The 23,088-nt window shown below is 63.6% G+C and carries 26 protein-coding genes; 23 read left to right on the forward strand and 3 right to left on the reverse strand.

Annotation, left to right across the window (positions count from 1 at the left end):
* Nucleotides 1-2: 2 nt before the first annotated feature.
* On the forward strand, nt 3-1,046 hold the full coding sequence (locus J2X67_RS02155) for a S49 family peptidase (protein WP_309950077.1): 1,044 nt from the start codon (nt 3-5) through the stop codon (nt 1,044-1,046).
* Nucleotides 1,047-1,067: 21 nt separating this feature from the next.
* On the opposite strand, the gene J2X67_RS02160 is transcribed toward J2X67_RS02155, so the two are convergent.
* From J2X67_RS02160 to J2X67_RS02170, 3 genes are read right to left on the reverse strand one after another with little or no spacing between them, the layout of a single operon-like run.
* Complete coding sequence (locus J2X67_RS02160; protein ID WP_309950078.1) at nt 1,068-2,219, reverse strand: MFS transporter; 1,152 nt, start codon at nt 2,217-2,219, stop codon at nt 1,068-1,070.
* Between the two features lie 2 nt (nt 2,220-2,221).
* Nucleotides 2,222-2,986, reverse strand: coding sequence for an SAM-dependent methyltransferase (locus J2X67_RS02165; RefSeq protein ID WP_309950080.1), 765 nt, complete (start codon nt 2,984-2,986; stop codon nt 2,222-2,224).
* A complete protein-coding gene (locus J2X67_RS02170) occupies nt 2,983-3,564 on the reverse strand; it encodes a Maf family nucleotide pyrophosphatase (protein ID WP_309950081.1) in 582 nt (193 codons plus the stop codon). The genes J2X67_RS02165 and J2X67_RS02170 overlap by 4 nt, the downstream gene beginning before the upstream one ends.
* 82 nt (nt 3,565-3,646) lie before the next feature.
* Here J2X67_RS02170 and J2X67_RS02175 point away from each other — a divergent pair, with 82 nt between their 5' ends.
* The 22 genes from J2X67_RS02175 (at nt 3,647) to nagZ (ending at nt 23,086) form a co-directional block, all read left to right on the forward strand.
* Nucleotides 3,647-4,204, forward strand: a complete 558-nt coding sequence (locus tag J2X67_RS02175; RefSeq protein WP_309950082.1) for a DUF177 domain-containing protein — start codon at nt 3,647-3,649, stop codon at nt 4,202-4,204.
* 146 nt (nt 4,205-4,350) lie between these two features.
* Nucleotides 4,351-4,533, forward strand: a complete 183-nt coding sequence (gene rpmF, locus J2X67_RS02180; RefSeq protein ID WP_007830466.1) for a 50S ribosomal protein L32 — start codon at nt 4,351-4,353, stop codon at nt 4,531-4,533.
* A gap of 61 nt (nt 4,534-4,594) precedes the next feature.
* On the forward strand, nt 4,595-5,692 hold the full coding sequence (gene plsX / locus J2X67_RS02185) for a phosphate acyltransferase PlsX (protein WP_309950083.1): 1,098 nt from the start codon (nt 4,595-4,597) through the stop codon (nt 5,690-5,692).
* On the forward strand, nt 5,692-6,669 hold the full coding sequence (locus J2X67_RS02190) for a beta-ketoacyl-ACP synthase III (protein ID WP_309950085.1): 978 nt from the start codon (nt 5,692-5,694) through the stop codon (nt 6,667-6,669). The genes plsX and J2X67_RS02190 overlap by 1 nt, the downstream gene beginning before the upstream one ends.
* Before the next feature lie 47 nt (nt 6,670-6,716).
* Nucleotides 6,717-7,670 (forward strand): ACP S-malonyltransferase, encoded by a 954-nt coding sequence (gene fabD / locus J2X67_RS02195; RefSeq protein ID WP_309950086.1) that lies wholly within the window; start codon nt 6,717-6,719, stop codon nt 7,668-7,670.
* A 27-nt stretch (nt 7,671-7,697) separates the two neighbouring features.
* Nucleotides 7,698-8,441 carry a 3-oxoacyl-ACP reductase FabG gene (fabG, locus tag J2X67_RS02200; RefSeq protein WP_309950087.1) on the forward strand — a complete coding sequence of 248 codons (744 nt, stop codon included), beginning with the start codon at nt 7,698-7,700 and terminating at the stop codon, nt 8,439-8,441.
* Between the two features lie 102 nt (nt 8,442-8,543).
* On the forward strand, nt 8,544-8,783 hold the full coding sequence (gene acpP / locus J2X67_RS02205) for an acyl carrier protein (RefSeq protein ID WP_007830471.1): 240 nt from the start codon (nt 8,544-8,546) through the stop codon (nt 8,781-8,783).
* Nucleotides 8,784-8,879: 96 nt separating this feature from the next.
* The gene (gene fabF / locus J2X67_RS02210; protein ID WP_309950089.1) at nt 8,880-10,124 is read left to right on the forward strand and encodes a beta-ketoacyl-ACP synthase II; all 1,245 of its coding nucleotides are present in this window, start codon (nt 8,880-8,882) and stop codon (nt 10,122-10,124) included.
* 13 nt (nt 10,125-10,137) lie between these two features.
* Complete coding sequence (locus tag J2X67_RS02215; RefSeq protein WP_309950091.1) at nt 10,138-10,620, forward strand: hypothetical protein; 483 nt, start codon at nt 10,138-10,140, stop codon at nt 10,618-10,620.
* A gap of 9 nt (nt 10,621-10,629) precedes the next feature.
* Entirely contained in the window at nt 10,630-11,304 is a 675-nt protein-coding gene (gene rpoE / locus J2X67_RS02220) for an RNA polymerase sigma factor RpoE (protein ID WP_309950094.1), read from the forward strand.
* A gap of 29 nt (nt 11,305-11,333) precedes the next feature.
* A complete protein-coding gene (locus J2X67_RS02225; RefSeq protein WP_409050455.1) occupies nt 11,334-11,984 on the forward strand; it encodes a sigma-E factor negative regulatory protein in 651 nt (216 codons plus the stop codon).
* Between the two features lie 23 nt (nt 11,985-12,007).
* On the forward strand, nt 12,008-13,075 hold the full coding sequence (locus J2X67_RS02230) for a MucB/RseB C-terminal domain-containing protein (RefSeq protein ID WP_309950100.1): 1,068 nt from the start codon (nt 12,008-12,010) through the stop codon (nt 13,073-13,075).
* Nucleotides 13,076-13,165: 90 nt separating this feature from the next.
* Complete coding sequence (locus tag J2X67_RS02235) at nt 13,166-14,668, forward strand: DegQ family serine endoprotease (protein WP_309950102.1); 1,503 nt, start codon at nt 13,166-13,168, stop codon at nt 14,666-14,668.
* A gap of 521 nt (nt 14,669-15,189) precedes the next feature.
* The gene (lepA, locus tag J2X67_RS02240) at nt 15,190-17,001 is read left to right on the forward strand and encodes a translation elongation factor 4 (RefSeq protein WP_126745754.1); all 1,812 of its coding nucleotides are present in this window, start codon (nt 15,190-15,192) and stop codon (nt 16,999-17,001) included.
* 8 nt (nt 17,002-17,009) lie between these two features.
* Nucleotides 17,010-17,975: a signal peptidase I gene (lepB, locus tag J2X67_RS02245; RefSeq protein WP_309950105.1), complete on the forward strand. Its 966-nt coding sequence runs from the start codon at nt 17,010-17,012 to the stop codon at nt 17,973-17,975.
* Between the two features lie 31 nt (nt 17,976-18,006).
* Nucleotides 18,007-18,375, forward strand: a complete 369-nt coding sequence (locus tag J2X67_RS02250; RefSeq protein WP_309950108.1) for a DUF4845 domain-containing protein — start codon at nt 18,007-18,009, stop codon at nt 18,373-18,375.
* Between the two features lie 17 nt (nt 18,376-18,392).
* Nucleotides 18,393-19,079 (forward strand): ribonuclease III, encoded by a 687-nt coding sequence (rnc, locus tag J2X67_RS02255; protein ID WP_309950110.1) that lies wholly within the window; start codon nt 18,393-18,395, stop codon nt 19,077-19,079.
* Between the two features lie 7 nt (nt 19,080-19,086).
* A complete protein-coding gene (era, locus tag J2X67_RS02260; protein ID WP_309950111.1) occupies nt 19,087-20,046 on the forward strand; it encodes a GTPase Era in 960 nt (319 codons plus the stop codon).
* A gap of 1 nt (nt 20,047) precedes the next feature.
* On the forward strand, nt 20,048-20,821 hold the full coding sequence (gene recO / locus J2X67_RS02265; protein WP_309950112.1) for a DNA repair protein RecO: 774 nt from the start codon (nt 20,048-20,050) through the stop codon (nt 20,819-20,821).
* Nucleotides 20,818-21,597: a pyridoxine 5'-phosphate synthase gene (locus tag J2X67_RS02270; RefSeq protein ID WP_309950115.1), complete on the forward strand. Its 780-nt coding sequence runs from the start codon at nt 20,818-20,820 to the stop codon at nt 21,595-21,597. The genes recO and J2X67_RS02270 overlap by 4 nt, the downstream gene beginning before the upstream one ends.
* A complete protein-coding gene (gene acpS / locus J2X67_RS02275; RefSeq protein ID WP_309950119.1) occupies nt 21,594-21,995 on the forward strand; it encodes a holo-ACP synthase in 402 nt (133 codons plus the stop codon). The genes J2X67_RS02270 and acpS overlap by 4 nt, the downstream gene beginning before the upstream one ends.
* Nucleotides 21,992-23,086 carry a beta-N-acetylhexosaminidase gene (gene nagZ, locus J2X67_RS02280; RefSeq protein WP_309950122.1) on the forward strand — a complete coding sequence of 365 codons (1,095 nt, stop codon included), beginning with the start codon at nt 21,992-21,994 and terminating at the stop codon, nt 23,084-23,086. Before acpS ends, nagZ begins: the two co-directional genes overlap by 4 nt.
* The last annotated feature ends 2 nt before the right edge of the window (nt 23,087-23,088 follow it).

A 23,088-nucleotide genomic window follows, 5' to 3' on the forward strand; every position in this document is an offset into this window, starting at 1 on the left:
CAATGACCGACCCGAACCGCACGGAACCTGAAGGTTTTGATCCTTTTGAGCCGGCCACTCCCATTGCGTCCTCGCAGGGCGCGCCGAAAAACATGGCCAAAGACCCCACGCAGCGTCCCGGATGGGAGCGTGCAACGCTCGAGAAGCTCGCCTTCGCTTCCTTGAACGAACAGAAGGCCGCGCGCCGCTGGAAGACCTTCGTTCGCCTTTCGTGGCTTGCGTTTTTCATTTTCCTGGTGTGGCTCGCAATGTCGCGCAGCACGCCGAGCACTGCCAAGACCACTGCCCACACGGCTGTCGTCGAGATCAAGGGCGAAATTGCCAACGGCGGCGACGCCAGCGCGGAATTCGTCGTTGCCGCAATGAAGACGGCCTTTGAGGACGAGGGCGCCAAGGGCATTGTGCTGCTCATCAATTCGCCCGGTGGAAGCCCCGTGCAGGCCGGCATCATCAGTGACGAAATCAAGCGCCTGAAGGCCAAGCACAAGAAGCCGGTGTACGCGGTGGTTGAAGAAACCTGCGCCTCGGCCGCCTACTACATTGCGGCGGCCACCGACAAGATCTTCGTCGACAAGGCCAGCATCGTTGGCAGCATCGGCGTGCTGATGGACGGTTTCGGATTTACCGGCGTGATGGACAAGGTTGGCGTGGAGCGCCGGCTGCTGACGGCCGGGGAGAACAAGGGCTTCCTCGACCCGTTCAGCCCAATGAGCGATGCGCAGCGCGCGCATGCCCAGACCATGCTGAACCAGATTCACCAGCAGTTCATCAACGTGGTGAAGGCCGGGCGCGGCGATCGGCTCAAGCTCGATACCCCGGGCCTTTTCAGCGGCCTGTTCTGGAGCGGCGAGCAGGCCGTGGAATTCGGCCTGGCCGACCAGCTGGGCAACGTCGACTACGTCGCGCGCGAGGTCATCAAGGCGGAAGAGGTGACCGATTACACGCGGCGTGACAACGTAGCCGAAAAGCTTGCCAAGAAATTCGGTGCAGCGATGGGCGATGCCACCGTGCGCTCGCTGCAGACCGTCACGCCGGCACTGCGCTAGTCAACCCGTCGGCAGGCTCAGTCAAGCCTGGTCGCCGCTGCCCGTGAAGCGGGCCGACGCGGCCAATGCCACTGCAAAAACCACCACCACATAAAGCGCGGCCGTGAGCGAACTCGCCCGCGCCAGCAGGCCGATGACTGCCGGGCCGGCCATGAAGCCGAGGTAAGCCACGGCCGAGACGGCGGCAATGCCGGTGGCGGGTTCTACGCCTGGCACGCGCGCCGAGGCGCCGAACAGAATTGGCACCACGTTTGCAAAACCAACGCCCACGCCGGCAAAGCCGATCAGCGCGAGCCAGGGTTGGTCGGTCAGCAGCACCAGCGTCATGGCGGCTGCCGCGAGCGCTCCGCTGCCGAGCAGCAACGCAGCTGGTGAAAAGCGGGCACGCATGGCGTCACCGCCGAAACGCGCAGCGGCCATGGCCGCCGAGAAGCTCGCGTAGGCCAGCGCGGCCTGCTTTTGCGGGCTGCCGAGTTCCTGCTGCATGTAGAGCACGCTCCAGTCGTAGATGGCGCCTTCTGCAATCAGGCCCAGGGCGGCCAGCACGCCAAGCACGGCAAGTGCGCCGCGGGGTAGCCGGAACTTGCGGTCCACGGGCGCTGCATCGCTGGCGGCGGGTGGATTGGGCAGCATGTGCATCGCAGACACGGCCACGGCAAGCGTCATGGCCGCCGCGACCCACAGGAGGTGCGCCTGCGCACCGAGCCCGGCCGCCAGTGCCGCGCTGCCGCTCGCTGCGCCGGCCATGCCGCCCAGGCTGAACATGCCGTGCATTCCGCTCATCAGCGGCTTGCCGCCATGCAATTCAAGTTGCGCCGCCTCGGTGTTGATTGCCACGTCGAATACGCTGGTGACAAGGCCGAAAGCCGCCAGCAGCGCCAGCAAGGCGAGGTAGCCGGGCATGGCAATCAGCCCGGCCAGCAGCAGGGCGTAGACACAACCGCAGACACCCGCCATGCGCCGTGGGCCGTGGCGACCGATCCAGCGACCGGCGCTGGTCAGGCCGAACATGGCTCCGGCACCGGCCGCGAGCATTGCGAGCCCGAGTTGGGCTTCGTCGATGCCGTAGTGCGCCTTGACCGTCGGGACATGCACGCCCCAGGTCGCGAAGATGAAGCCCGAAGAAAAAAACTGCACGCGCGAGGCCCAGCGGGTGCCGGCGGTTACCACCATCTTCAACGTCCGATCGCAAATACCGCGGGCAGCCGTTCGTCTGTAGCGGCGCCGGGCGCCTTGGCGCGCCAGGCTTTCACCGTTTCGCTGCGCACATGGGCGGTCGCTAGCGTCAGGCCGCGTGCCACGGCAAGGCGGGTGTTGTGCTGCAGCGTTTGAACCAGCGCCTGGTGCAGCGCGGCGTTGCGGTAGGGGGTTTCAATGAACAACTGCGTCTGGCCAGTCTTGAGCGCCAGCGCCTCGAGTTCGCGGATGCGGCTTTGGCGCTCGCCCGAATCCTGCGGCAGGTATCCGACGAAAGCGAAGTTCTGGCCGTTGAGGCCGCTCGCGGCCAGTGCCAGCAGCAGCGAAACCGGGCCGGTGAGCGGCACCACGGAAATGCCCAGGTCGTGCGCAGCACGCGCCACCGAAGAGCCTGGGTCGGCCACCGCCGGCATGCCGGCTTCGCTGAGCAGGCCGATGTCGTGGCCCTCGAGTGCGGCTGCCAGCAAAGGCCGGGCATCGAACTGGCCTGCGTGGTCGCCCTTCTTGTGCACTTCACGCGGCAATTCGCGGATGTCCTGCGCCTGCAGCGGCGCGGCCAGAGGGACGACGGCGTCGATCCGCTTGAGGTAGGCGCGCGCGGACTTGGCGTTTTCGCAGATCCAGTGGGTGATGCCGGCAGCGGCCTGAAGCGTGCCGAGGGGCAGGGCGTCCTGGAGCGGCGCCTGGGTGTCGCAGCCGAAATCGAGCGGCGCGGGAACGAGATAGAGCTTGCCGGGGGTCACAGCAATTCGATCCCGGCTGAACGCAGCATGCGGCAGGTGCGGATCAGCGGCAGGCCGACCAGGGCGGTGGGGTCGTCGCTGTCGATCGCGCTCAGCAGCGCAATGCCGAGCCCTTCGCTCTTGGCGCTGCCCGCGCAGTCGTAGGGCTTTTCGGCCTGCAGGTATCGCTCGATGGCCGCGTCGCTGAGTTCGCGGAAAACAACCCGGACCGGCGCCAGGTCGCGTTCGGCAAATCCTGTGGCTTGGCACACGACGGCCACCGCGGTCTGGAATATGAGTGTCTGGCCGCGCATCTTGCGCAATTGCGCAGTAGCACGTGCATGGTCGCCGGGCTTGCCCAGCGCCTCTCCGGCAAGATCCGCCACCTGATCCGAGCCGATCACCACGGCCTCAGGAAAACGGGCGGCAACTGCTCGGGCCTTTTCCAGTGCCAGGCGTTCGGCCAATTCGCGCGGGGTTTCGCCGGGAAGCGCGGTTTCGTCGACTTCCGGCGGCTGCACATCGAAAGGCAAATGAAGGCGGGTCAGCAGCTCGCGCCGGTAACGCGAGGTCGAGGCAAGAATCAAAGGGCGTTGCATGGCAACGATTGTGCGTGACCTCTGCAAATGCCTTTGACCGCGCCGCGCCAATTCCCTTGGCTGGCGCGCTAGACTGGTGCGGATGAAGAGAGAATTTGTTCCCCAGCGGCTCGACGTGGCCGCCTTTGCCGCCGAAGCCGCCGTGCTTTCGGCCGACGAAGCGGTTTCGAGCTACCCCCGGCTGACACAAGAACTGGCCTCGCCTGCCACAGATTCCCTGGTGCACTGGGAGGCGATCGGCGAACAGCGCGCCGGCGCTGACGGAAAGGCCGAGCCTTGGCTGCACTTGGCGGCCGAAACAACCGTTCCCCTGGTTTGCCAACGTTGCCTGGCGCCGGTGGATACGCTTGTTGCATCTGACCGATGGTTCCGTTTTGTGGCCGACGAAGCCACGGCCGATGCCGAGGATGACGAGTCGGACGAAGACTTGCTGGTCGTCAGCCGCGATTTCGACCTCCATACCCTGATCGAGGATGAGCTTTTGATGGAAATTCCCGTCATGCCCGTTCACGAGGTGTGCCCCACGCCAATCCAGCTTTCGTCCAGCGACGAGGACTTCAAGGCTGCGGAAGAGGCCAAGCCCAACCCGTTCGCGGTGCTTGGCGCGTTGCGTTCGCGCAAGCCGGAAGAGGGCAAGTAGCCCTTTCTCGCAGGCTGGGCTATAATCATGGGCTTCGCGCGCGCCGCCGTGAGCAGCAAGACAGTTCAAGGCATTCCATACATGCCCCTGTATTGCCACCGCAAGAGAGCGCATCCAATCACTCACCTAACAGTCCAGGAGCCATCATGGCCGTCCAGCAAAACAAGAAGTCGCCTTCCAAGCGCGGCATGCACCGTTCCCACAATGCGCTGGTCGTGCCCGGCATTGCCGTGGAACCGACCACCGGTGAAACGCACCTGCGTCACCACATCAGCCCGAACGGCTTCTACCGTGGCCGTCAGGTCCTCAAGAACAAGTCTGAAGCCTGATTTCGCATCCCAAGGCCAAGGCCCGAAGCTACTTTTGCTGTAGCGTCGGGCCTTTGTTTTGATGGTTACGTCTTCCTTCCCAGAATCTGCCGCCGCACCCGCTGCAATCACGCTTGCCGTGGATTGCATGGGTGGCGACCACGGGCCGCGCGTTACGCTAGCGGCCTGCCGCGCCTTTCTCGATCGGCATGCAGAAGCATCGCTGTTGCTCGTGGGCGCGCCCGCTGCATTGGCCGGCTTCGGCGAGCATCCCAGAGCGCGCATCGTTGCCGCCAGCGAAGTGGTGGGCATGGACGACCCTGTGGAAATCGCGTTACGCAAGAAGAAGGACTCTTCCATGCGCATCGCGATCCAGCAGGTCAAGGACGGTGCCGCCCAAGCAGCCATTTCGGCCGGCAACACCGGCGCATTGATGGCAATTGCACGCTACCTGCTCAAAACGCTTGACGGCATCGATCGCCCCGCGATTGCGCCGCAGCTGCCGAACATCAAGGGCGGCGCTACGACCGTGCTCGACCTGGGCGCGAATGTCGACTGCGACGCTGAAGACTTGTTGCAGTTTGCCGTGCTCGGTTCGGCGCTTGTATCGGCGCTCACGGGCAACGATTCACCTTCCGTTGGTTTGCTGAACGTGGGGGAAGAAGCGATCAAAGGCAGCGAAACGATCAAGAAAGCCAGCCAACTGCTGCGTACCGCGGCTAACTCGAAAGATCTGAATTTCTACGGAAACGTGGAAGGGAACGATATTTTCAAGGGAACCACCGACATCGTCGTTTGTGACGGTTTCGTCGGAAATGTGGCACTGAAGGCGAGCGAGGGTGTCGCGTCGATGATCGGCGAGTTCATCCGCGTCGAGTTTTCGCGGAGCATTTTGACCAAAGCAGCGGCAATCGTTGCCTATCCGGTGCTAAAAGCGTTTAAAAACCGCCTAGATCATCGTCGATACAACGGTGCTGCCCTGCTGGGACTCCGCGGGCTGGTTTTCAAGAGCCATGGCTCGGCTGACGAAGTGGCTTTCGGTCATGCGCTGGATCGCGCTTATGATGCCGCTCGCAACAACCTGCTCGATCGCGTGCGGGCCCGCATTGCCCACGCCGCGCCATTACTTGCGCGGCAGGAACCAGCGGTGCCAACGGACGCGACGGCCCTTCACGTTTGATGAGCCCTTTTTCACGCATCACCGGCACCGGCAGCTATCTGCCTCCGCGCCGGGTGACCAACGACGACCTTGCCAAAGAACTGGCAACGCGCGGCATTGAAACTTCGGATCAGTGGATCGTCGAGCGCACCGGCATCCATGCGCGCCACTTTGCCGCGCCCGAGGTAACGAGCAGCGACCTCGGTCTTGAAGCCGCCCGCAACGCACTCGAGGCGGCCGGGCGCAAGGCGGAAGAGATCGACCTGATCATTGTCGCCACGTCGACGCCAGACATGGTGTTTCCGTCGTCGGCCGCCATTCTCCAGAACAAGCTGGGCATTGCTGGTTGCCCGGCGTTCGACGTCCAGGCGGTTTGCAGCGGCTTTGTCTACGCGCTGACCGTGGCTGACGCCATGATTCGCACCGGCACCGCGCGCTGCGCGCTGGTGGTCGGCGCTGAAGTGTTTTCGCGCATTCTCGATTTCAACGACCGCACCACCTGCGTGCTGTTCGGCGACGGCGCCGGTGCTGTTGTGCTCGAGGCGAGCGAAGAACCCGGCATTCTGGCAAGCGATCTGCATGCCGACGGCAAGCATGTCGGCATTCTTTGCGTGCCGGGCCATGTTTCGGGCGGCAATGTGCTGGGGACGCCCCTGCTGCACATGGACGGCCAGGCCGTGTTCAAGCTTGCCGTGCGCGTGCTCGAAGAGGCTGCGCGCGCCACGCTTGCAAAAGCCGGCAAGACCGACGCCGACATCGACTGGCTCATTCCGCACCAGGCCAACATCCGCATCATGGAAGGCACAGCCAAGAAGCTGAAGCTTCCACGCGAGAAGCTCATTGTCACGGTCAATGAGCACGGCAATACCTCGGCCGCCTCGATTCCGTTGGCGCTCGATGAAGCCGTTCGGTCTGGCAAGGTGAAAAAGGGCGAGACCCTCATGCTTGAAGGCGTGGGCGGCGGCTTCACCTGGGGTGCGGTGCTATTGAATCTGTAGCGCTGCGATGGCCTAGGGGCTGCAGTGCGACATCGACACATAGAACAATGAAATCCTTCGCTTTTGTTTTTCCCGGGCAGGGCTCGCAAGCCGTCGGCATGCTGGACGCCTGGGGCGACCATCCGGCCGTGATTGAAACCCTGCGCGAGGCCTCCGAGGCACTGGGCGAAGACATCGCCGCGCTGATCAAGAACGGCCCCAAGGAAGAGCTGGCGCTTACCACCAACACCCAGCCGGTGATGCTGGTGGCTGGCGTGGCTGCCTGGCGTGCATGGCTGGCCGAAGGCGGCGCAGCCCCTTCCGTCGTGGCGGGGCATTCGCTGGGCGAGTATTCCGCGCTGGTGGCGTCTGGCGTGCTCACGCTGGCGCAAGCTGCGCCGCTGGTGCGTTTTCGTGCCCGAGCCATGCAGCAGGCGGTACCGGTGGGCGTCGGCGCAATGGCGGCCGTGCTCGGCATGGAATCCGGCAAGGTCGTCACGGGTTGTGCGGAAGCTACCGCTTCCTTCGGTGCAGGGAGCACCGAGATCGTCGAGGCGGTGAATTTCAACGATCCGATGCAAACCGTGATCGCGGGCAGCAAGGCAGCCGTCGACAAGGCATGCGAACTGCTCAAGGCCAACGGCGCCAAGCGTGCGCTGCTGTTGCCCGTGTCGGCGCCGTTTCACTCGAGCCTGATGAAGCCTGCGGCCGAAGCCCTGCGCGAAAAGCTCAGCACCGTCACGCTTGCGGCGCCGCAAATCCCTGTGCTCAACAATATCGACGTGGCTGTCGAAACCGACCCGGCCCGCATCCGCGAAGCCCTGGTGCGCCAAGCCGCCGGCCCGGTTCGATGGGTTGAGAGCGTTCAGGCCTTGAAACTGCGCGGTGTAGCCGCCATCATCGAGTGCGGGCCTGGCAAGGTGCTGGCCGGAATGGCCAAGCGCATCGCCCCCGAGCTCGAAGCCGCATCGGTTTACGACCCGGCAACGCTCGCGGACACCCGTCAACTGCTCGCCGCCTGAACGGCGAAAGGCCCGGATACTTCTTTTATGAGCATTCCCAAATTCGAAGGGCAAGTCGCCCTGGTCACCGGCGCGTCCCGCGGCATTGGCGCTGCAATCGCGCTCGAACTGGCGCAGCGCGGCCTGAAGGTGGTCGGCACCGGCACCACCGAAGACGGCGCCGCAAAGATCACTTCGGCGCTCAGCGCCTTCGATGGCCGAGGCCGTGCACTCGACGTGAACGACGGCGCAGCCGTCGAAGCGTTGATCGACGAAATCGTGAAGGCCTATGGTGCCATTCACGTGCTGGTCAACAACGCCGGGATCACGCGCGACACGCTTGCCATGCGCATGAAGGACGACGACTGGGATGCCGTGCTCGACACCAATCTCAAGGCTGTCTTCGGCCTTTCGCGCGCCGTGATTCGCCCGATGATGAAGCAGCGCTATGGCCGCATCATCAGCATTACAAGCGTGGTCGGCGCTTCCGGCAATGCCGGCCAGGCCAACTACGCGGCAGCCAAGGCTGGTGTGGCCGGCATGACCCGTGCACTCGCACGTGAACTCGGTAGCCGCAACATCACGGTCAATTGCGTTGCGCCCGGCTTCATCGAAACCGACATGACGGCCAGCCTGCCCGACGCACAGCAACAGGCGCTGCTGCAGCAGATTCCGCTGGGCCACCTGGGCAAGCCGGCGGACATCGCGCATGCTGTAGCCTATCTCGCGTCGCCCCAAGCTTCCTATGTGACGGGGCAGGAGCTGCACGTCAACGGCGGCATGCACATGTAATAGCCGCAAGGCGCAATCTTTCCCCGCCCCGGGCGCATGGCAAATGCCACAATGCGCCCGGCTAAAATCCACCGATTACCTACAACCCTCAGAGGGAACCAAATGAGCGATATCGAAGCACGTGTCAAGAAAATCATCGCCGAGCAACTCGGCGTGGAAGAGTCCCAAGTAACGAACGAAAAGGCCTTCGTGGCCGACCTCGGTGCGGACTCGCTCGACACGGTCGAACTGGTGATGGCACTCGAAGACGAATTCGGCATTGAAATTCCGGATGAAGACGCCGAGAAGATCACCACGGTGCAAAACGCCGTCGACTACGCCACCAAGAATCAAAAGGCCTGATCGGGCCGGCTGCAACTGCTACGGCCGGCGGCGCTTCTTTTCAGCACCGTACGCGCCGCCAGCAGCTGTTCAGCGCTTCCAGAAAGGTTTGCCGGCATGACCAAACGCCGCGTCGTCGTGACCGGGCTCGGTTGCATCGCTCCTGTCGGAAACACCGCAACCGAATCCTGGGCCAACCTGTTGGCCGGGAAGTCGGGTATTGCGAACATCACCGCTTTCGATGCAAGTGCCTTCGCCTGCAAGTTCGCAGGTGAGGTGAAGGGTTTCGACATCACCCAATACATCTCGGAGAAAGAAGCGCGCCACATGGACCGCTTCATTCATCTGGGACTTGCCGCCGCAATGCAGGCGGTACAAGACAGCGGACTGCCGACCGGCGAAGCGCTGTCCTATGAAGAAGCCGTGCGCATCGGATGCAACATCGGCTCGGGCATCGGCGGCCTGCCGATGATCGAAGAAACGCACGGCGAATACGCGAGCCGGGGCCCTCGCCGCATTTCGCCGTTCTTCGTGCCTGCATCCATCATCAACATGATCTCGGGCCACGTCTCGATCAAGTACGGCTTCAAGGGGCCGAACATCGCCGTCGTGACCGCCTGCACCACGGGCCTGCACGCCATCGGCACGTCGGCACGCATGATCGAATACGGCGATGCCGACGTCATGATTGCGGGCGGCGCAGAGTCGACCATTTCTCCGCTCGGCATCGGCGGCTTTACAGCGCCGCGTGCACTGAGCACCCGCAACGACGATCCCGCCACGGCTTCGCGTCCGTGGGACAAGGACCGCGACGGGTTCGTGCTGGGCGAAGGCGCCGGCGTGCTGGTGCTCGAGGAGTACGAACACGCCAAGGCGCGCGGCGCCAAGATCTATGCGGAAGTCGCGGGCTTCGGCCTGACGGGCGACGCGTACCACATGACCGCGCCCGACGTCGACGGCCCGCGCCGCTCGATGACCATGGCGCTGGCCAATGCAGGCGTCAATGCCGACGAAGTGCAGTACCTGAATGCGCACGGCACCTCTACGCAGATCGGCGACCTCAACGAGACCAATGCGGTCAAGCTTGCCTTCGGGGACCACGCGAAGAAGCTGGTCGTGAATTCGACCAAGTCGATGACCGGCCACTTGCTGGGCGGCGCCGGCGGCATCGAGTCGGTGTTCACCGTGCTTGCGCTGCACCATCAGAAGAGCCCGCCGACCATCAACATCTTCAACCAGGATCCGGAGTGCGACCTCGACTACTGCGCCAACGCGGCGCGCGATCTCAAGATCGATGTCGCGGTGAAGAACAACTTCGGCTTCGGCGGCACCAACGGCACGCTGGTGTTCAAGCGCGCTTGAGCCTTGCTCTTTCATGCACAGCGCGCCGTCGGTGACCTATCCGGTGGGGCGCTCGCGCGGCGCTACCCGGATTCTGATTGCCACATGGGCCTTGGGCGCTTGCTGCGCGGGGCTTTCCTGCTATCTCTTCGATAGTGCCGGCTGGCGCCAGTTGCTGCTCATCCTGAGCGTGCTGTTTTCGGGCGTCGCGGCCGCGGTTGGGCTGCGAAGCGATGGCGCCGGTGTGCTGCATTTCGACGGGCTTCAATGGGCCCTGACGGGTACGCACAGGGGCCGAGCCGTTCGGGCGGCACGAGCTTCGGTGGCGCTTGATCTTCAATCACTGCTGCTGGTCCGGCTCATTCAGCCGGGCCGTGCCGCACGATGGATTTGGATCGAGCAGCGCGCCATGCCCGCGCGCTGGCGCGACTTGCGTCGCGCGGTATATTCGCGCCCCCCATCCGCGTCGCCCGCCGGCGAGCCTTGGCGAGCGACCGCGCCCGCCGATGCGCCCTGATCCTGCCCGATGACAACTTCTCCGCCGCCAGTGCCACCGGACTCCGGCTTGACCGATGTGTCCGTCGAGGCTCCGCGCCCGGGCGAAGTCGACCTCCAACTGGTTCAGCGAACAGTTGCGGGTGACCAGAAAGCATTCGAACTGCTGGTTATTAAGTACCAGCGCCGGATCGAGCGCCTGATCGGGCGCATGGTGCGCGATGTCGACCTGGTCGAAGACATCGCCCAGGAAACCTTCATCCGCGCTTACCGGGCGCTCCACCAATTTCGCGGCGACGCCCAGTTCTACACCTGGCTCTACCGGATCGCGGTCAACACCGCGAAGAAGGCGCTGGTCGACATGAAGCGCGACCCGACCATCTCCGAAAGCGCCATGAGGCCGTCTTCTGAAGAAGACGATGAAACTTACCGCCCCGGAAACGAACCAATCAGCGACGAAACCCCCGAATCGGTCTTGGCGGCGAACGAAATCGCCCGCGTTGTCGAGGCGGCCATGGACGCGCTCCCTCCCGAACTGCGCCAGGCTGTCACGTTGCGCGAGATCGAGGGCATGAGTTACGAAGAGATTGCCGAGGTCATGGATTGCCCTATCGGCACGGTGCGCTCGCGTATTTTTCGGGCGCGTGAGGCCATTTCGGCCCGGGTCAAACCGCTGTTGGACAACCAGTCCGGCAAGCGTTGGTAGGTAAGCAGGTGAATGAAATGAATCAGACGATGACGGCTCTTGAACAAGTGTCTGCACTGGCCGACGGTCATTTGCAGGGCGAAGACTTCGCGCGGGCAATTGACGCCGTTTGCGCTGAAGACGACGCGCGTGGTGCCTGGCGGTCTTATCACCTCGTGGGCGATATCTTGCGCTCGGGCGCGCATACGCCTTGCAGCAATACCGATGCCTTCCTGACCCGGTTCCAGCAACGGCTTGCCGCCGAGCCCGTGGTCGCGACGCCCGTCCTGGCGCCTGTGACGGCGGCCGAGGTGATCACGATGGAGCGCAAGGCCGATGCGGCCAACGAGCCGGTGTTCCGCTGGAAGCTGGTGGCCGGTGCGGCATCTCTGGTGGCAGTGGCCGCGATCAGTTGGACCTTGGTGGGTAACGGAGCCGGGTTCTCGTCATCGGGGGCCCAGATTGCGTCCCAGCAGCCAGCCGCCAATTCGGTGCTGGCTGCCGCCGCTACCAACGGCGCGGCGCCCGCCGCCACCACGCTCACGCCGACCCGCGTGGTGGTTGGCAACGGCAGTCCGCAGGTCATGCTGCGCGATCCGCGGCTTGACCAATTGCTCGAGGCGCACCAGCAAGCCGGCGGCGCCTCGCAAATGCCTTCGGGCTTTCTGCGCAACGCGACCTTCGAGGGGCCCACGCGCTGATTGCGCGCCCCGTTGTCGCTTCAATGACCGTTCAGATGCCGATCTCCGCACGCGCGTTCGCGCTGGTGTTCGCTGCTTTTTGTCTTGCGCAAGTCGCGACCGCACAGCCTCGTTCGGGCGCTGTGAATGCCAAGGGGGCGGCCCCGGCGCAGACTGGCGATGCGCCGCCGCCCATGGGTGTCGTCGAGTGGCTTCAGCGCATGCACACCGGAGCCAGGCAGCGCAATTACGTCGGCACTTTTGTCGTGTCCGCAGCTGGCGGCGACCTGTCGAGCGCTCGCATCTGGCATGTGCGGGACGGCGACCTGCAGATCGAGCGCATCGAAGCGCTGTCCGGGCCGCCGCGCTCGACGTTCAGGCGCAATCACCATGTGATGACCTTCCTGCCAGAGGCAAAGGTGGTCAAGGTTGAAAAGCGCGAGAACCTCGACATTTTTCCCAACCTGCCCGACAAGCCGGATTCGTCAATCGGCGACTTCTACGATGTGCGGGCGATCGGCAAGGACCGCGTGGCGGGCTTCGATGCAGACGTGGTGCAGCTCGTGCCGCATGACACCTTGCGTTTCGGTTACCGCATCTGGAGCGAGCGCCGCTCCGGCCTTGTCATCAAGCTGCAAACGGTGGACGGCGAATCACGCGTGGTGGAGCAGTCTGCGTTCTCCGAACTGCAGCTCGATGCGCCTGTGAAGGCGCAGGCCATTGCGCAGATGATGAACAACACCGGCGGCTATCGCATCGAGAAGCTGGAGCTCGAGCGCACCAACGCGCAAGACGAAGGCTGGGTTCTCAAGACGCCCGTAGCCGGTTTCAAGCCGCGGAGCTTCTATCGGCGCCCGGCAGGCAGCGACAAGACCGGACAGGACCGCACCGTTCAGTGGACCTTCTCCGATGGCCTGGCTTCGGTGTCGCTTTTCATCGAGCGGTACGATGAAAAGCGCGCACCGCGCGACGGCGTGCTTACCATTGGCGCAACCAATGCCATTCGCCGGCGGTTGCCGGAGCCGGCGAGCGACTGGTGGCTGACTGCCGTGGGCGAGGTGCCCCAGCAGACGCTCAATGCATTTGCCCAGAGTCTCGCGCGCACACGCTAACCCCGTCGTGCGCAGATGGCGCTGAACCAAGTCCGAATCACAGACTCATAGCTCTTCTTTTGGTCGCTCTGTTCTTTTGAAAGAAAACCGATGATGTTCAAAGTCGAGGGACACAAGCTTCGTTCCTATCTCTTCGCATTTGGCTTGGCGTGCACGGCCACCGCTGGCTTCCTGCCGGCAACGTCGGCCAACGCTCAGGCACCCCAGACACCGCAAGCGCGCGGGCTGCCCGATTTCGCCGATCTCGTGGAGCAGGTGGGGCCAGCCGTGGTCGGTATCCGCACCGTCGAAAAAGTGTCGAGCCGCAGCGGCGGTGGCGGAGAAATGGACGAGGAAATGCAGGAGTTCTTCCGGCGCTTCTTCGGACAGCCGCTGCCTGGCAACCCGCGACCCGGCCCGCGCCCGAACCGTCCGCAGCAGCCCCAGGAAGAAGAGCGCCCGCGCGGCGTGGGCTCGGGCTTCATCCTGACTGCCGACGGCTATGTCATGACCAATGCCCACGTAATTGAAGATGCGTCCGAAATCCTGGTCACGCTCACCGACAAGCGTGAGTTCAAGGCCAAGCTCATCGGCGCCGACAAGCGAAGCGACGTTGCCGTGGTCAAGATCGAGGCGACGGGCCTCCCGGTGGTGAAGGTCGGCGACATCTCGCGGCTGCGCGTTGGCGAATGGGTCATGGCCATCGGCTCGCCTTTCGGCCTGGAGAACACCGTTACCGCCGGCATCGTCAGCGCGAAGCAGCGCGACACCGGTGACCTGGTGCCGCTCATCCAGACGGACGTTGCCATCAACCCGGGCAACTCTGGGGGACCCCTGATCAACCTGCGCGGCGAGGTAGTGGGCATCAACAGCCAGATCTACTCGCGTTCGGGCGGCTACATGGGCATTTCGTTCTCGATTCCCATCGACGAGGCCATTCGCGTCAGCGACCAGTTGCGCGCTACCGGCCGCGTCTCGCGCGGCCTGATCGGCGTGACCATCGGCTCGGTGTCGAAGGACGTGGCCGAGTCCCTTGGTCTGGGCAAGGCGCGCGGCGCCGTGGTGAGCAGCGTGGTGCCGGGTTCGGCGGCCGACAAGGCCGGCGTGCGGGAGGGCGACATCATCACCAAGTACGGCGACAAGGTCATCGAAACGCCGAGCGATCTCTCGCGTTCGGTCGCCAGCACCAAGCCGGGCGTAAAAAGCACACTGACCGTGTTCCGCAACGGCAGTTCGCGTGAACTTGCGATTACGGTTGCAGAGGGCGATCCGGAGGCAAAGCCTTCGAGCAAGCGCCAGTCGGATCGCGAAGAGCCGCAGGCCAAGCCGTCTTCCACAGCCGGAAAATCGATCGGCCTGGTAGTTAGCGACCTGACCGATGCGCAGAAGAAAGAACTCAAGGTACGCGGCGTGCGCATTGACGCCGCGAGCGACGCCGCTGCCCGAGCCGGCCTGCGCGAGGGGGACGTAATTCTCTCGGTGGGCAACATCGAAGTGACGAGCGTCAAGGAATTTGAATCCGCACTTGCCAAGGCCGACAAGGGCAAGCCGCTGAGCGTGCTGTTCCGCAGGGGCGAGTGGGCGCAATATGCGCTCATTCGACCCGCACGCTGATACGGCGCCGTCGTCAAGTGGCCCCACCCGACAGTCGGGTTTGGGGCCTTTTTTTGAGGTGTTTGCGACGTTCCAGCGGCTGGCCAAAAATTTTTTTTGGAGGTCTTCAGGCTTCAATATTGTTAGTGATAACTAACTTTTCGACAAGCTTAGGACGGTTTTCGGTAGAATACGAAGCCTGGAGCGCTTGGTCTATGCATAAGGAAGGCAATTTCCTTCACCATGCGAGATGTCAGACAGCAGTCCACCGCTGCTCCACAGATCGCCCACAAGTTGTTCATCGAGTGCTCCACCGATCCTGTGGATAAGTTGTTTATATCTTTCATGTTGTGGACCCGCAACGACCCGTTTCGACCCTGTCCCCGGATGTACGTGCCTCCCTTTTTGCCTACAATGAAGTTCCAACTACTGCAGTTGCCATTGCTTGTTGGTTCAGGGCGCGTCTCCAGAAGACGCGCCCTTTTTTCTTGCCTGTCGCACTCTGCGCACGAGCCAATTCAAGTACTTAAGCGTTCCCGTTGATGAATCACATCAGAAATTTTTCGATCATTGCGCACATCGATCACGGCAAGTCGACGCTCGCCGATCGTTTGATCCAGCGTTGCGGCGGTCTCGCGGAGCGCGAGATGGAGGCGCAGGTGCTCGACTCGATGGACATCGAAAAAGAGCGTGGGATAACCATCAAGGCGCAGACCGCTGCGTTGCACTACAAGGCGCTCGATGGACAGGTCTACAACCTCAATCTGATCGACACGCCGGGCCACGTCGACTTCTCTTATGAAGTGAGCCGCTCGTTGTCGGCATGCGAAGGTGCGCTGCTCGTCGTCGATGCATCGCAAGGTGTCGAAGCGCAGACGGTGGCCAACTGCTACACCGCACTCGACCTTGGCGTGGAAGTTGTGCCGGTGCTCAACAAGATGGATTTGCCGAATGCAGATCCGGACAACGCGCGCAAGGAAGTCGAGGACGTGATCGGCATCGACGCGACCGACGCGATTCCGTGTTCCGCGAAGACGGGGCTCGGCATCGAGGAAATCCTCGAGGCCATCGTGCACAAGATGCCGCCGCCGCGCGGCAACCCCGACGGCCCGCTGCGCGCGATGATCGTCGACAGCTGGTTCGATCCGTACGTGGGCGTGGTCATGCTGGTGCGCGTGGTGGACGGCCGGCTCGTCAAGGGCGAGCGCATCAAGATGATGGCGTCCGGCGCCATGTACAACGCCGACAACATCGGCGTGTTCACGCCGGCCAACGAACCGCGCGCATCGCTCGAGGCGGGCGAGGTGGGCTACATCATCGCGGGCATCAAGGAACTGCAGGCCGCCAAGGTCGGCGACACCGTGACGCTCATCAAGCCGGGCACCGGCGGCGCGGCAGCCACTGCCACGGAGGCGCTGCCGGGTTTCAAGGAAATCCAGCCACAGGTGTTTGCCGGCCTCTACCCGACCGAAGCCAGCGAGTACGACTCGCTTCGCGACGCGCTCGAAAAACTCAAGCTCAACGATTCGTCGCTGCGCTACGAGCCCGAGGTGAGCCAGGCGCTGGGCTTCGGCTTTCGCTGCGGCTTCCTGGGCCTGCTGCACATGGAAATCGTGCAGGAGCGGCTCGAGCGCGAGTTCGACCAGGACCTGATCACGACTGCGCCAAGCGTGGTGTACCAGGTGGTGCGCAACGACGGCGAAGTCATCATGGTCGAGAACCCGTCCAAGATGCCCGACGTGGGCAAGATGAGCGAGATTCGCGAGCCGATCGTCACGGTGCACCTTTACATGCCGCAGGAATACGTCGGCGCGGTGATGACGCTGGCCAACCAGAAGCGCGGCGTGCAGATGAACATGGCGTATCACGGCCGCCAGGTCATGCTGACCTACGAGATGCCGCTCGGCGAAATCGTGCTCGACTTCTTCGACAAGCTGAAGTCGGTCAGCCGGGGCTACGCCTCGATGGACTACGAGTTCAAGGAATATCGCGCGTCCGACGTGGTCAAGGTGGACATCCTGCTGAACGGCGAGAAGGTCGATGCGCTGTCGATCATCGTGCACCGCACCCAGTCGCAATACCGCGGCCGGGCGGTGGTATCGAAGATGCGCGAGATCATTTCACGCCAGATGTTCGACGTTGCCATCCAGGCGGCCATCGGAGTGAACATCATTGCGCGTGAGACAATCAAGGCCCTGCGCAAGAACGTTCTTGCCAAGTGCTACGGCGGCGACATCACCCGCAAGAAGAAGCTGCTCGAAAAGCAGAAAGCGGGCAAGAAAAGAATGAAGCAGATCGGCTCCGTCGAGGTCCCGCAAGAGGCCTTCCTCGCCATTCTGCAAGTCGAAGACTGATCTCAAAAATGGCATTCATCACTACTCTGGTCCTTGCGGCCTTCACCGGCTACGTCGGTGCCTGGTACTTTGGTGCCATTGAAGGCAACTTCGCGCTGCTCCTGTTCTGCGCCACGGTGGTCACCGGTCTTTACTGGCTGGCCGAGCGCTTCTACTTCTTGCCGAGGCGCGAGCGTGCCGCGGCCGCGCTCGAGTCTTCGCTGAGCGAGCGCAACGCGCGCCTGGCGGGCCAGGGCATCACGCAGGTGGACACCGTGGACGCAAAGGCGAGCGAGCGCTTGCTGATGCAGCCGTGGTGGCTCGATTGGACTGCCGGGCTGTTCCCGGTAATTCTCGTGGTGTTCCTGCTGCGCTCGTTCCTGTACGAGCCCTTCAAGATCCCGTCGGGTTCGATGATGCCCACGTTGCTCACGGGCGACCTGATCCTGGTCAACAAGTTCACCTACGGGCTTCGCCTGCCGGTCATCAATACCAAGATCACGGACGGCACCCCGCTTGCGCGCGGCGACGTGGTGGTGTTCCGCTACCCGCCCAAGCCCAGCATGGACTACATCAAGCGCGTCGTCGGCATTCCGGGCGACGAGGTGGCCTACCTGAACAAGAAGCTCACGATCAACGGGCAGCCGGTTTCCAAGAACCCGATGGCCGACTACCTCGACGGCGACTCGATGCGGCTGCTCAAGCAGTTCAACGAAGACTTGGGCGGCAAGCAGCACAGGTTGCTCAACGACGACGCCGGTCCGGCTTTCGTCCAGGGCGCAAGCGACTTCCCATTCCGCGAAAACTGCCGCTACTCTGTCGAAGGCGTGGTTTGCAAGGTGCCGGCGGGCAACTACTTCATGATGGGCGACAACCGCGATAATTCGGCGGACTCCCGTTTCTGGGGCTTCGTTCCGGACAAGAACATCGTGGGCAGGGCGTTCTTCGTATGGATGAACTTCGGCGATCTGGGTCGCATCGGTCCATTCCAATAAGTAATCAGCATTGTTCGAGGGGTAAGAGGGCATGAGAACAAATCGGTTCATCCGCAGCAAGGCCGCGCACCAGCGCGGCATCTCGTTCATCGGCCTGGTGTTTGTCGCCGCGGTGCTGGGGTGCCTGGGCGTGGTCATCGCGCAGGTCATTCCGACACTGATCGAATATCAGGCCATCGACAAGGCCGCCAACAAGGCCAAGGAAGGCACCACCGTGCCTGAAGTGCGCGCCATCTTCGACCGCGCGCAAGCCATCGACGACTTCAAGTCGGTTTCGGGCAAGGACCTGGACATCAAGAAGGTCGGCGACAAGGTTGTCGTGTCGTATGCCTACGAGCGGGAAATCCCGCTGTTCGGCCCGGCCTACCTGGTGCTCAAGTACAAAGGCGAGACCCGCTGAACGCGGCGACACGCAAGGTGGACGGCGGCCTCGTAGCGCTGCAGGAGCGCCTCAAGCATTCGTTCTCCGACACCCGGCTGCTCCAGCTCGCGCTAACGCACCGCAGTTTTTCGGCTGACCACAACGAGCGCCTCGAGTTTCTGGGCGACTCGGTGCTCAACCTCGCGGTGTCGCACCTGCTCTACACCCGCCTTTCGGCCTTGCCCGAAGGCGATTTGTCCCGCGTGCGGGCCAACCTGGTCAAGCAGGACACCTTGCATCGCCTGGCGCTCGAACTGCAGTTGTCGCCATTGCTGCGCCTTGGCGAAGGCGAGGCGCGCTCCGGCGGGCCCAACCGACCCTCGATCCTGGCTGATGCGCTGGAAGCGCTGATCGGCGCTGTCTATCTCGATGCGGGCTTTGTGACCGCCGAGGCATTGGTTCGCCGCCTCTACGAATCCGTCGAGATCAATCCGCGCATGGAAGCGGCCGCGAAAGACCCGAAGACCGAATTGCAGGAATGGCTGCAGGGTCACAAAATGAAGCTGCCGGTGTACCGCGTGGCGGCTACGCTCGGGGCTGCGCATAAACAGACTTTCGATGTCGAGTGCGAGGTGCCGGAGCTGGGCCTGCGCGAACGAGGCATCGGTGGCTCGCGACGTGCCGGCGAGCAGGCTGCCGCGGCGGCCATGTTGATCCGGCTCAAGGCACGCGGGGCCGCGTGAAACCAGAATGAACGACGCTATAAATTCAGCAGCAGAAAGCCCGGAAGACGCAGCCGGTGCAACGGGGCCGCAGCATTGCGGCTTGGTGGCCATTGTCGGCAAGCCCAACGTGGGCAAATCGACGCTGCTCAACGCGCTGGTGGGCCAAAAAATCAGCATCACCTCGCGCAAGGCACAGACCACGCGGCACCGCATCACGGGCATGCGCACCCTGGGTGCCACGCAGTTCGTGTTCGTCGACACCCCGGGTTTCCAGACCTTGCACGCCAACGCGCTCAACAAGTCGCTCAACAAGACTGTGCAGGGCGCGGTCGGCGATGTGGACCTGATTCTCTTTGTGGTCGAGGCGGGTAGCTTCACGCCCGCCGACGAGCGAGTGCTCAAGCTGCTCGGCAAGGGCATTCCAACCGTGCTGCTGGCGAACAAGCTCGACAACGTGCACCGCCGCGGCGACATCGCGCCCTGGCTGCAGACCATGCAGGCGAAGCACCCCTTTGCCGAGTTCGTGCCGATGTCGGCCAAGAACCCGAAGGACGTCGAGCGCCTGTTCGGCATCTGCGAGAAATACCTGCCCGAGCAACCCTGGTTCTACGCCGAGGACGAGCTCACCGACCGCAGCGAGAAGTTCCTGGCGGGCGAGCTGGTGCGCGAGAAGCTGTTTCGCCTGACCGGCGACGAGTTGCCCTACACCTCGACCGTGATCATCGACAAGTTCGAGGAAGAGCCGCCGCAGAAAAAGGGCCAGAAACGCCTGCTGCGCATTGCCGCCACCATCGTGGTGGAGCGTGACGGCCATAAGGCCATGGTCATCGGCGACAAGGGCGAGCGCATCAAGCGCATCGGCATGGAAACCCGGGTCGAGCTCGAAAAGCTGGCCGATGCCAAGGTTTTTCTCGAACTGTGGGTCAAGGTGCGCTCCGGCTGGGCCGACGACGAGGCTCGGGTGCGGTCGTTCGGTTACGAATGAAGTGGCGACTGCCCACCGCGTCTCGCATGAGCCGGCGTATGTGCTCCATCGCTACGACTGGAGCGAGTCGAGCCTGATTCTCGAGGTCTTCACCCGCCACCACGGGCGCATTGCACTCGTGGCCAAGGGGGCGAAGAGGCCGAGCTCCAACTTCAGGCCTGTGCTGCTGCCGCTGCAGCCGCTGCAACTCAACTACGGCGGCGACGCCGAGATCCGCACGCTCAAGGGCGCCGAATGGATGGGCGGCCACGTCATGCCCACCGGCGAGGCCCTGCTCTCGGGCTACTACGTCAATGAACTGCTGCTGCGCCTGCTCGCACGGGACGACGCCCACGAAGCGCTTTTCGACGCCTACGCGGGCGTGGTGCAGGTCCTGGCCGGGGACCACGCCGGCGCGCAGGCTGCAACCCAGGCCGCGGCATTACGCGCCTTCGAACTGCTGCTGCTGCGCGAAGTGGGCCTCTTGCCCTCGCTAGATGTTCAGACCCTCACGCTCGAACCGCTCGTTGCCGAGGCGCGCTACAGCCTGGTGCCGGAAGCGGGTTTGCGGCTGGCAGGCGAGGGCGAGGCGGCACTGGCCGGCGCCGATTGGCTGTCGCTGCAGGGCGTGCTCGACGATCGCGCCCCCTTTACCGCCACGCTGCGGGAGGTCGCAACCATGAACGCCGGCAGCAACAGTGCCCTCAGAAACCAGCTGCGCGCCTTGCTCAACTACCATTGCGGTGTGTCCACGCTGCGCACGCGGCAGATGATGAGAGATTTGCAAGCCCTATGAGCATTCCCGGCCATTCCGCTACCACTTCGTTGTCGGTCAACCTCAACAAGGTGGCCCTTGTGCGCAACACGCGTCACCTGGGCATTCCGAGCGTGCTCAAGGCCGCCAGTGCCTGCCTCGCCGCAGGTGCGCAGGGAATCACCGTGCATCCGCGGCCAGACGCGCGCCACATTCGCGCGCACGACGTGAGCGACCTCTCCGCGCTGCTTGCAAAGGACTGGCCGGGCATCGAGTTCAACATCGAGGGCAATCCGTTTCACAACCTGATGGACTTCGTGCGCGAACTGAAGCCGCACCAGGCCACTTTTGTCCCCGACAGTGAATCGCAATCGACCAGCGACCACGGCTGGAGCTTTCCCGAAGACGCCGAGCGCCTGCGCCCGGTGATTGCCGAGGCCAAGGCCCTTGGCGTTCGGGTCAGCCTCTTCATGGATCCGATTCCCGGGATGATGGCTGCTGTGAAAGCCGTGGGCGCGGACCGCGTAGAGCTCTACACAGAAGGCTATGCCGCATCGCGCGGCACCCCGGACGAGCAGGCGGTGCTTGCCCGCTATGTCGAATCGGCCCGGGCGGCGCAAGCAGCTGGTTTGGGCGTGAATGCCGGCCACGACCTGAGCCGCGACAACCTGACCGCCTTTCTCCGCGCGGTGCCTGGCGTCCAGGAGGTCTCGATCGGCCACGCCTTTATCGCCGACGCGCTCGAACTGGGCTATACAGCCACCACGCGGGAATACCTGCGCTGTATCGCCGAGGCGCAATCGGCACGGCCTGCATGATCTACGGCATCGGCACCGACATTTGCGACCTGCGCCGCATCGCAGCCACCTTCGAGCGTCAGGGCGAGCGATTCGCGCGAAAAGTGCTCAGCGACGCCGAGTTTGCAGTGTGGAAAGCTCGCAGCGAGCGCTGGCCCAAGCGCGGCCTGAGCTATCTCGCGACGCGCTTTTCCGCCAAGGAGGCCTTCAGCAAGGCAATCGGCATGGGCATGCGCATGCCCATGACCTGGCGCCTGTGCGAAATCGCCAACCTGCGCAGCGGCAAGCCCGTCATCGTGCTGCACGGTGAATTGAAAGAATGGTTCGAGGCCAAGGGCCTCACGGCGCACGTGACGGTGACCGACGAGACCGAATATGCCGCGAGCTTCGTGGTGGTCGAATACAAGAACGAGGCATGACCCTGGCAACGACAACCATTCACGCGCCGCTGATCATCGATGTGGCCGGCACGGAACTCAACGATGCGGATCGCCGCCGGGTCGCAAACCCCTTGGTCGGTGGTGTGATCCATTTCGCCCGCAACTGGCGGGACCGCGCGCAGATGACCGCGCTCAACGCCGAACTGAAAGCCATTCGCCCCGACCTGCTGATTTGTGTCGACCACGAAGGCGGCCGCGTGCAGCGGTTTCGCACCGATGGATTCACGCGCCTGCCCTCGATGCGCGCCTTGGGTGAACTGTGGATGCGCGATGCGATGCGCGCTACGAAGGCCGCGACGGCAACCGGCCAGGTGCTTGCGGCCGAGCTGCGTGCCTGCGGCGTCGACTTCAGCTTTGCGCCGGTGCTCGACCTGGACCACGGTGGCAGCAGCGTCATCGGCGATCGCAGCTTTCACCGGGACCCGCGGGTGGTTGCGCTGCTGGCAAAGAGCGTGATGCACGGCATGCTGCAGATGGGCATGCGCAACTGCGGCAAGCACTTTCCGGGGCATGGCTTCGTCACCGCCGATTCGCATGTCGAGATTCCGGTCGACCGCCGCGGCCTGAAGGCGATCCTGGACGATGACGCACGGCCTTTCGACTGGCTGTCGGGCACGCTCACGGCCGTGATGCCGGCGCACGTGATCTACCCGAAAGTGGATAAACGGCCCGCGGGTTTCTCTTCGAAATGGTTGAAGGATGTGCTTCGCACCCGGCTCGCTTTCGACGGCGCGATCTTCAGCGATGACCTGAGCATGGAAGCGGGGCGTTACATCGGCGGCCAGCTGCTGAGCTATGCCGACGCCGCATTGGCAGCGCTCGATGCGGGCTGCGACCTCGCGATGCTGTGCAACCAGAGCATCGGCCAAGGCCAGGCGCTCGACGAACTGCTCGACGATTTCGGTGCTGTCGCCAAGGCCGCGCGCTGGCAGCCCGAAGCCGGTAGCGAAGCGCGCCGGCGGGCGCTGCTGCCCGACACGCCGCACCCCGACTGGAATACCCTCGTCGGCTCGACGGGATACAAGCAGGCAAGGCAAGTGCTGGCGAAGGCCGGCCTCACCAGCGCCTGAGG

Source organism: Variovorax sp. 3319, assembly GCF_031456585.1.
In the GTDB taxonomy this organism is placed as follows: Bacteria; Pseudomonadota; Gammaproteobacteria; order Burkholderiales; family Burkholderiaceae_C; genus Variovorax; species Variovorax paradoxus_P.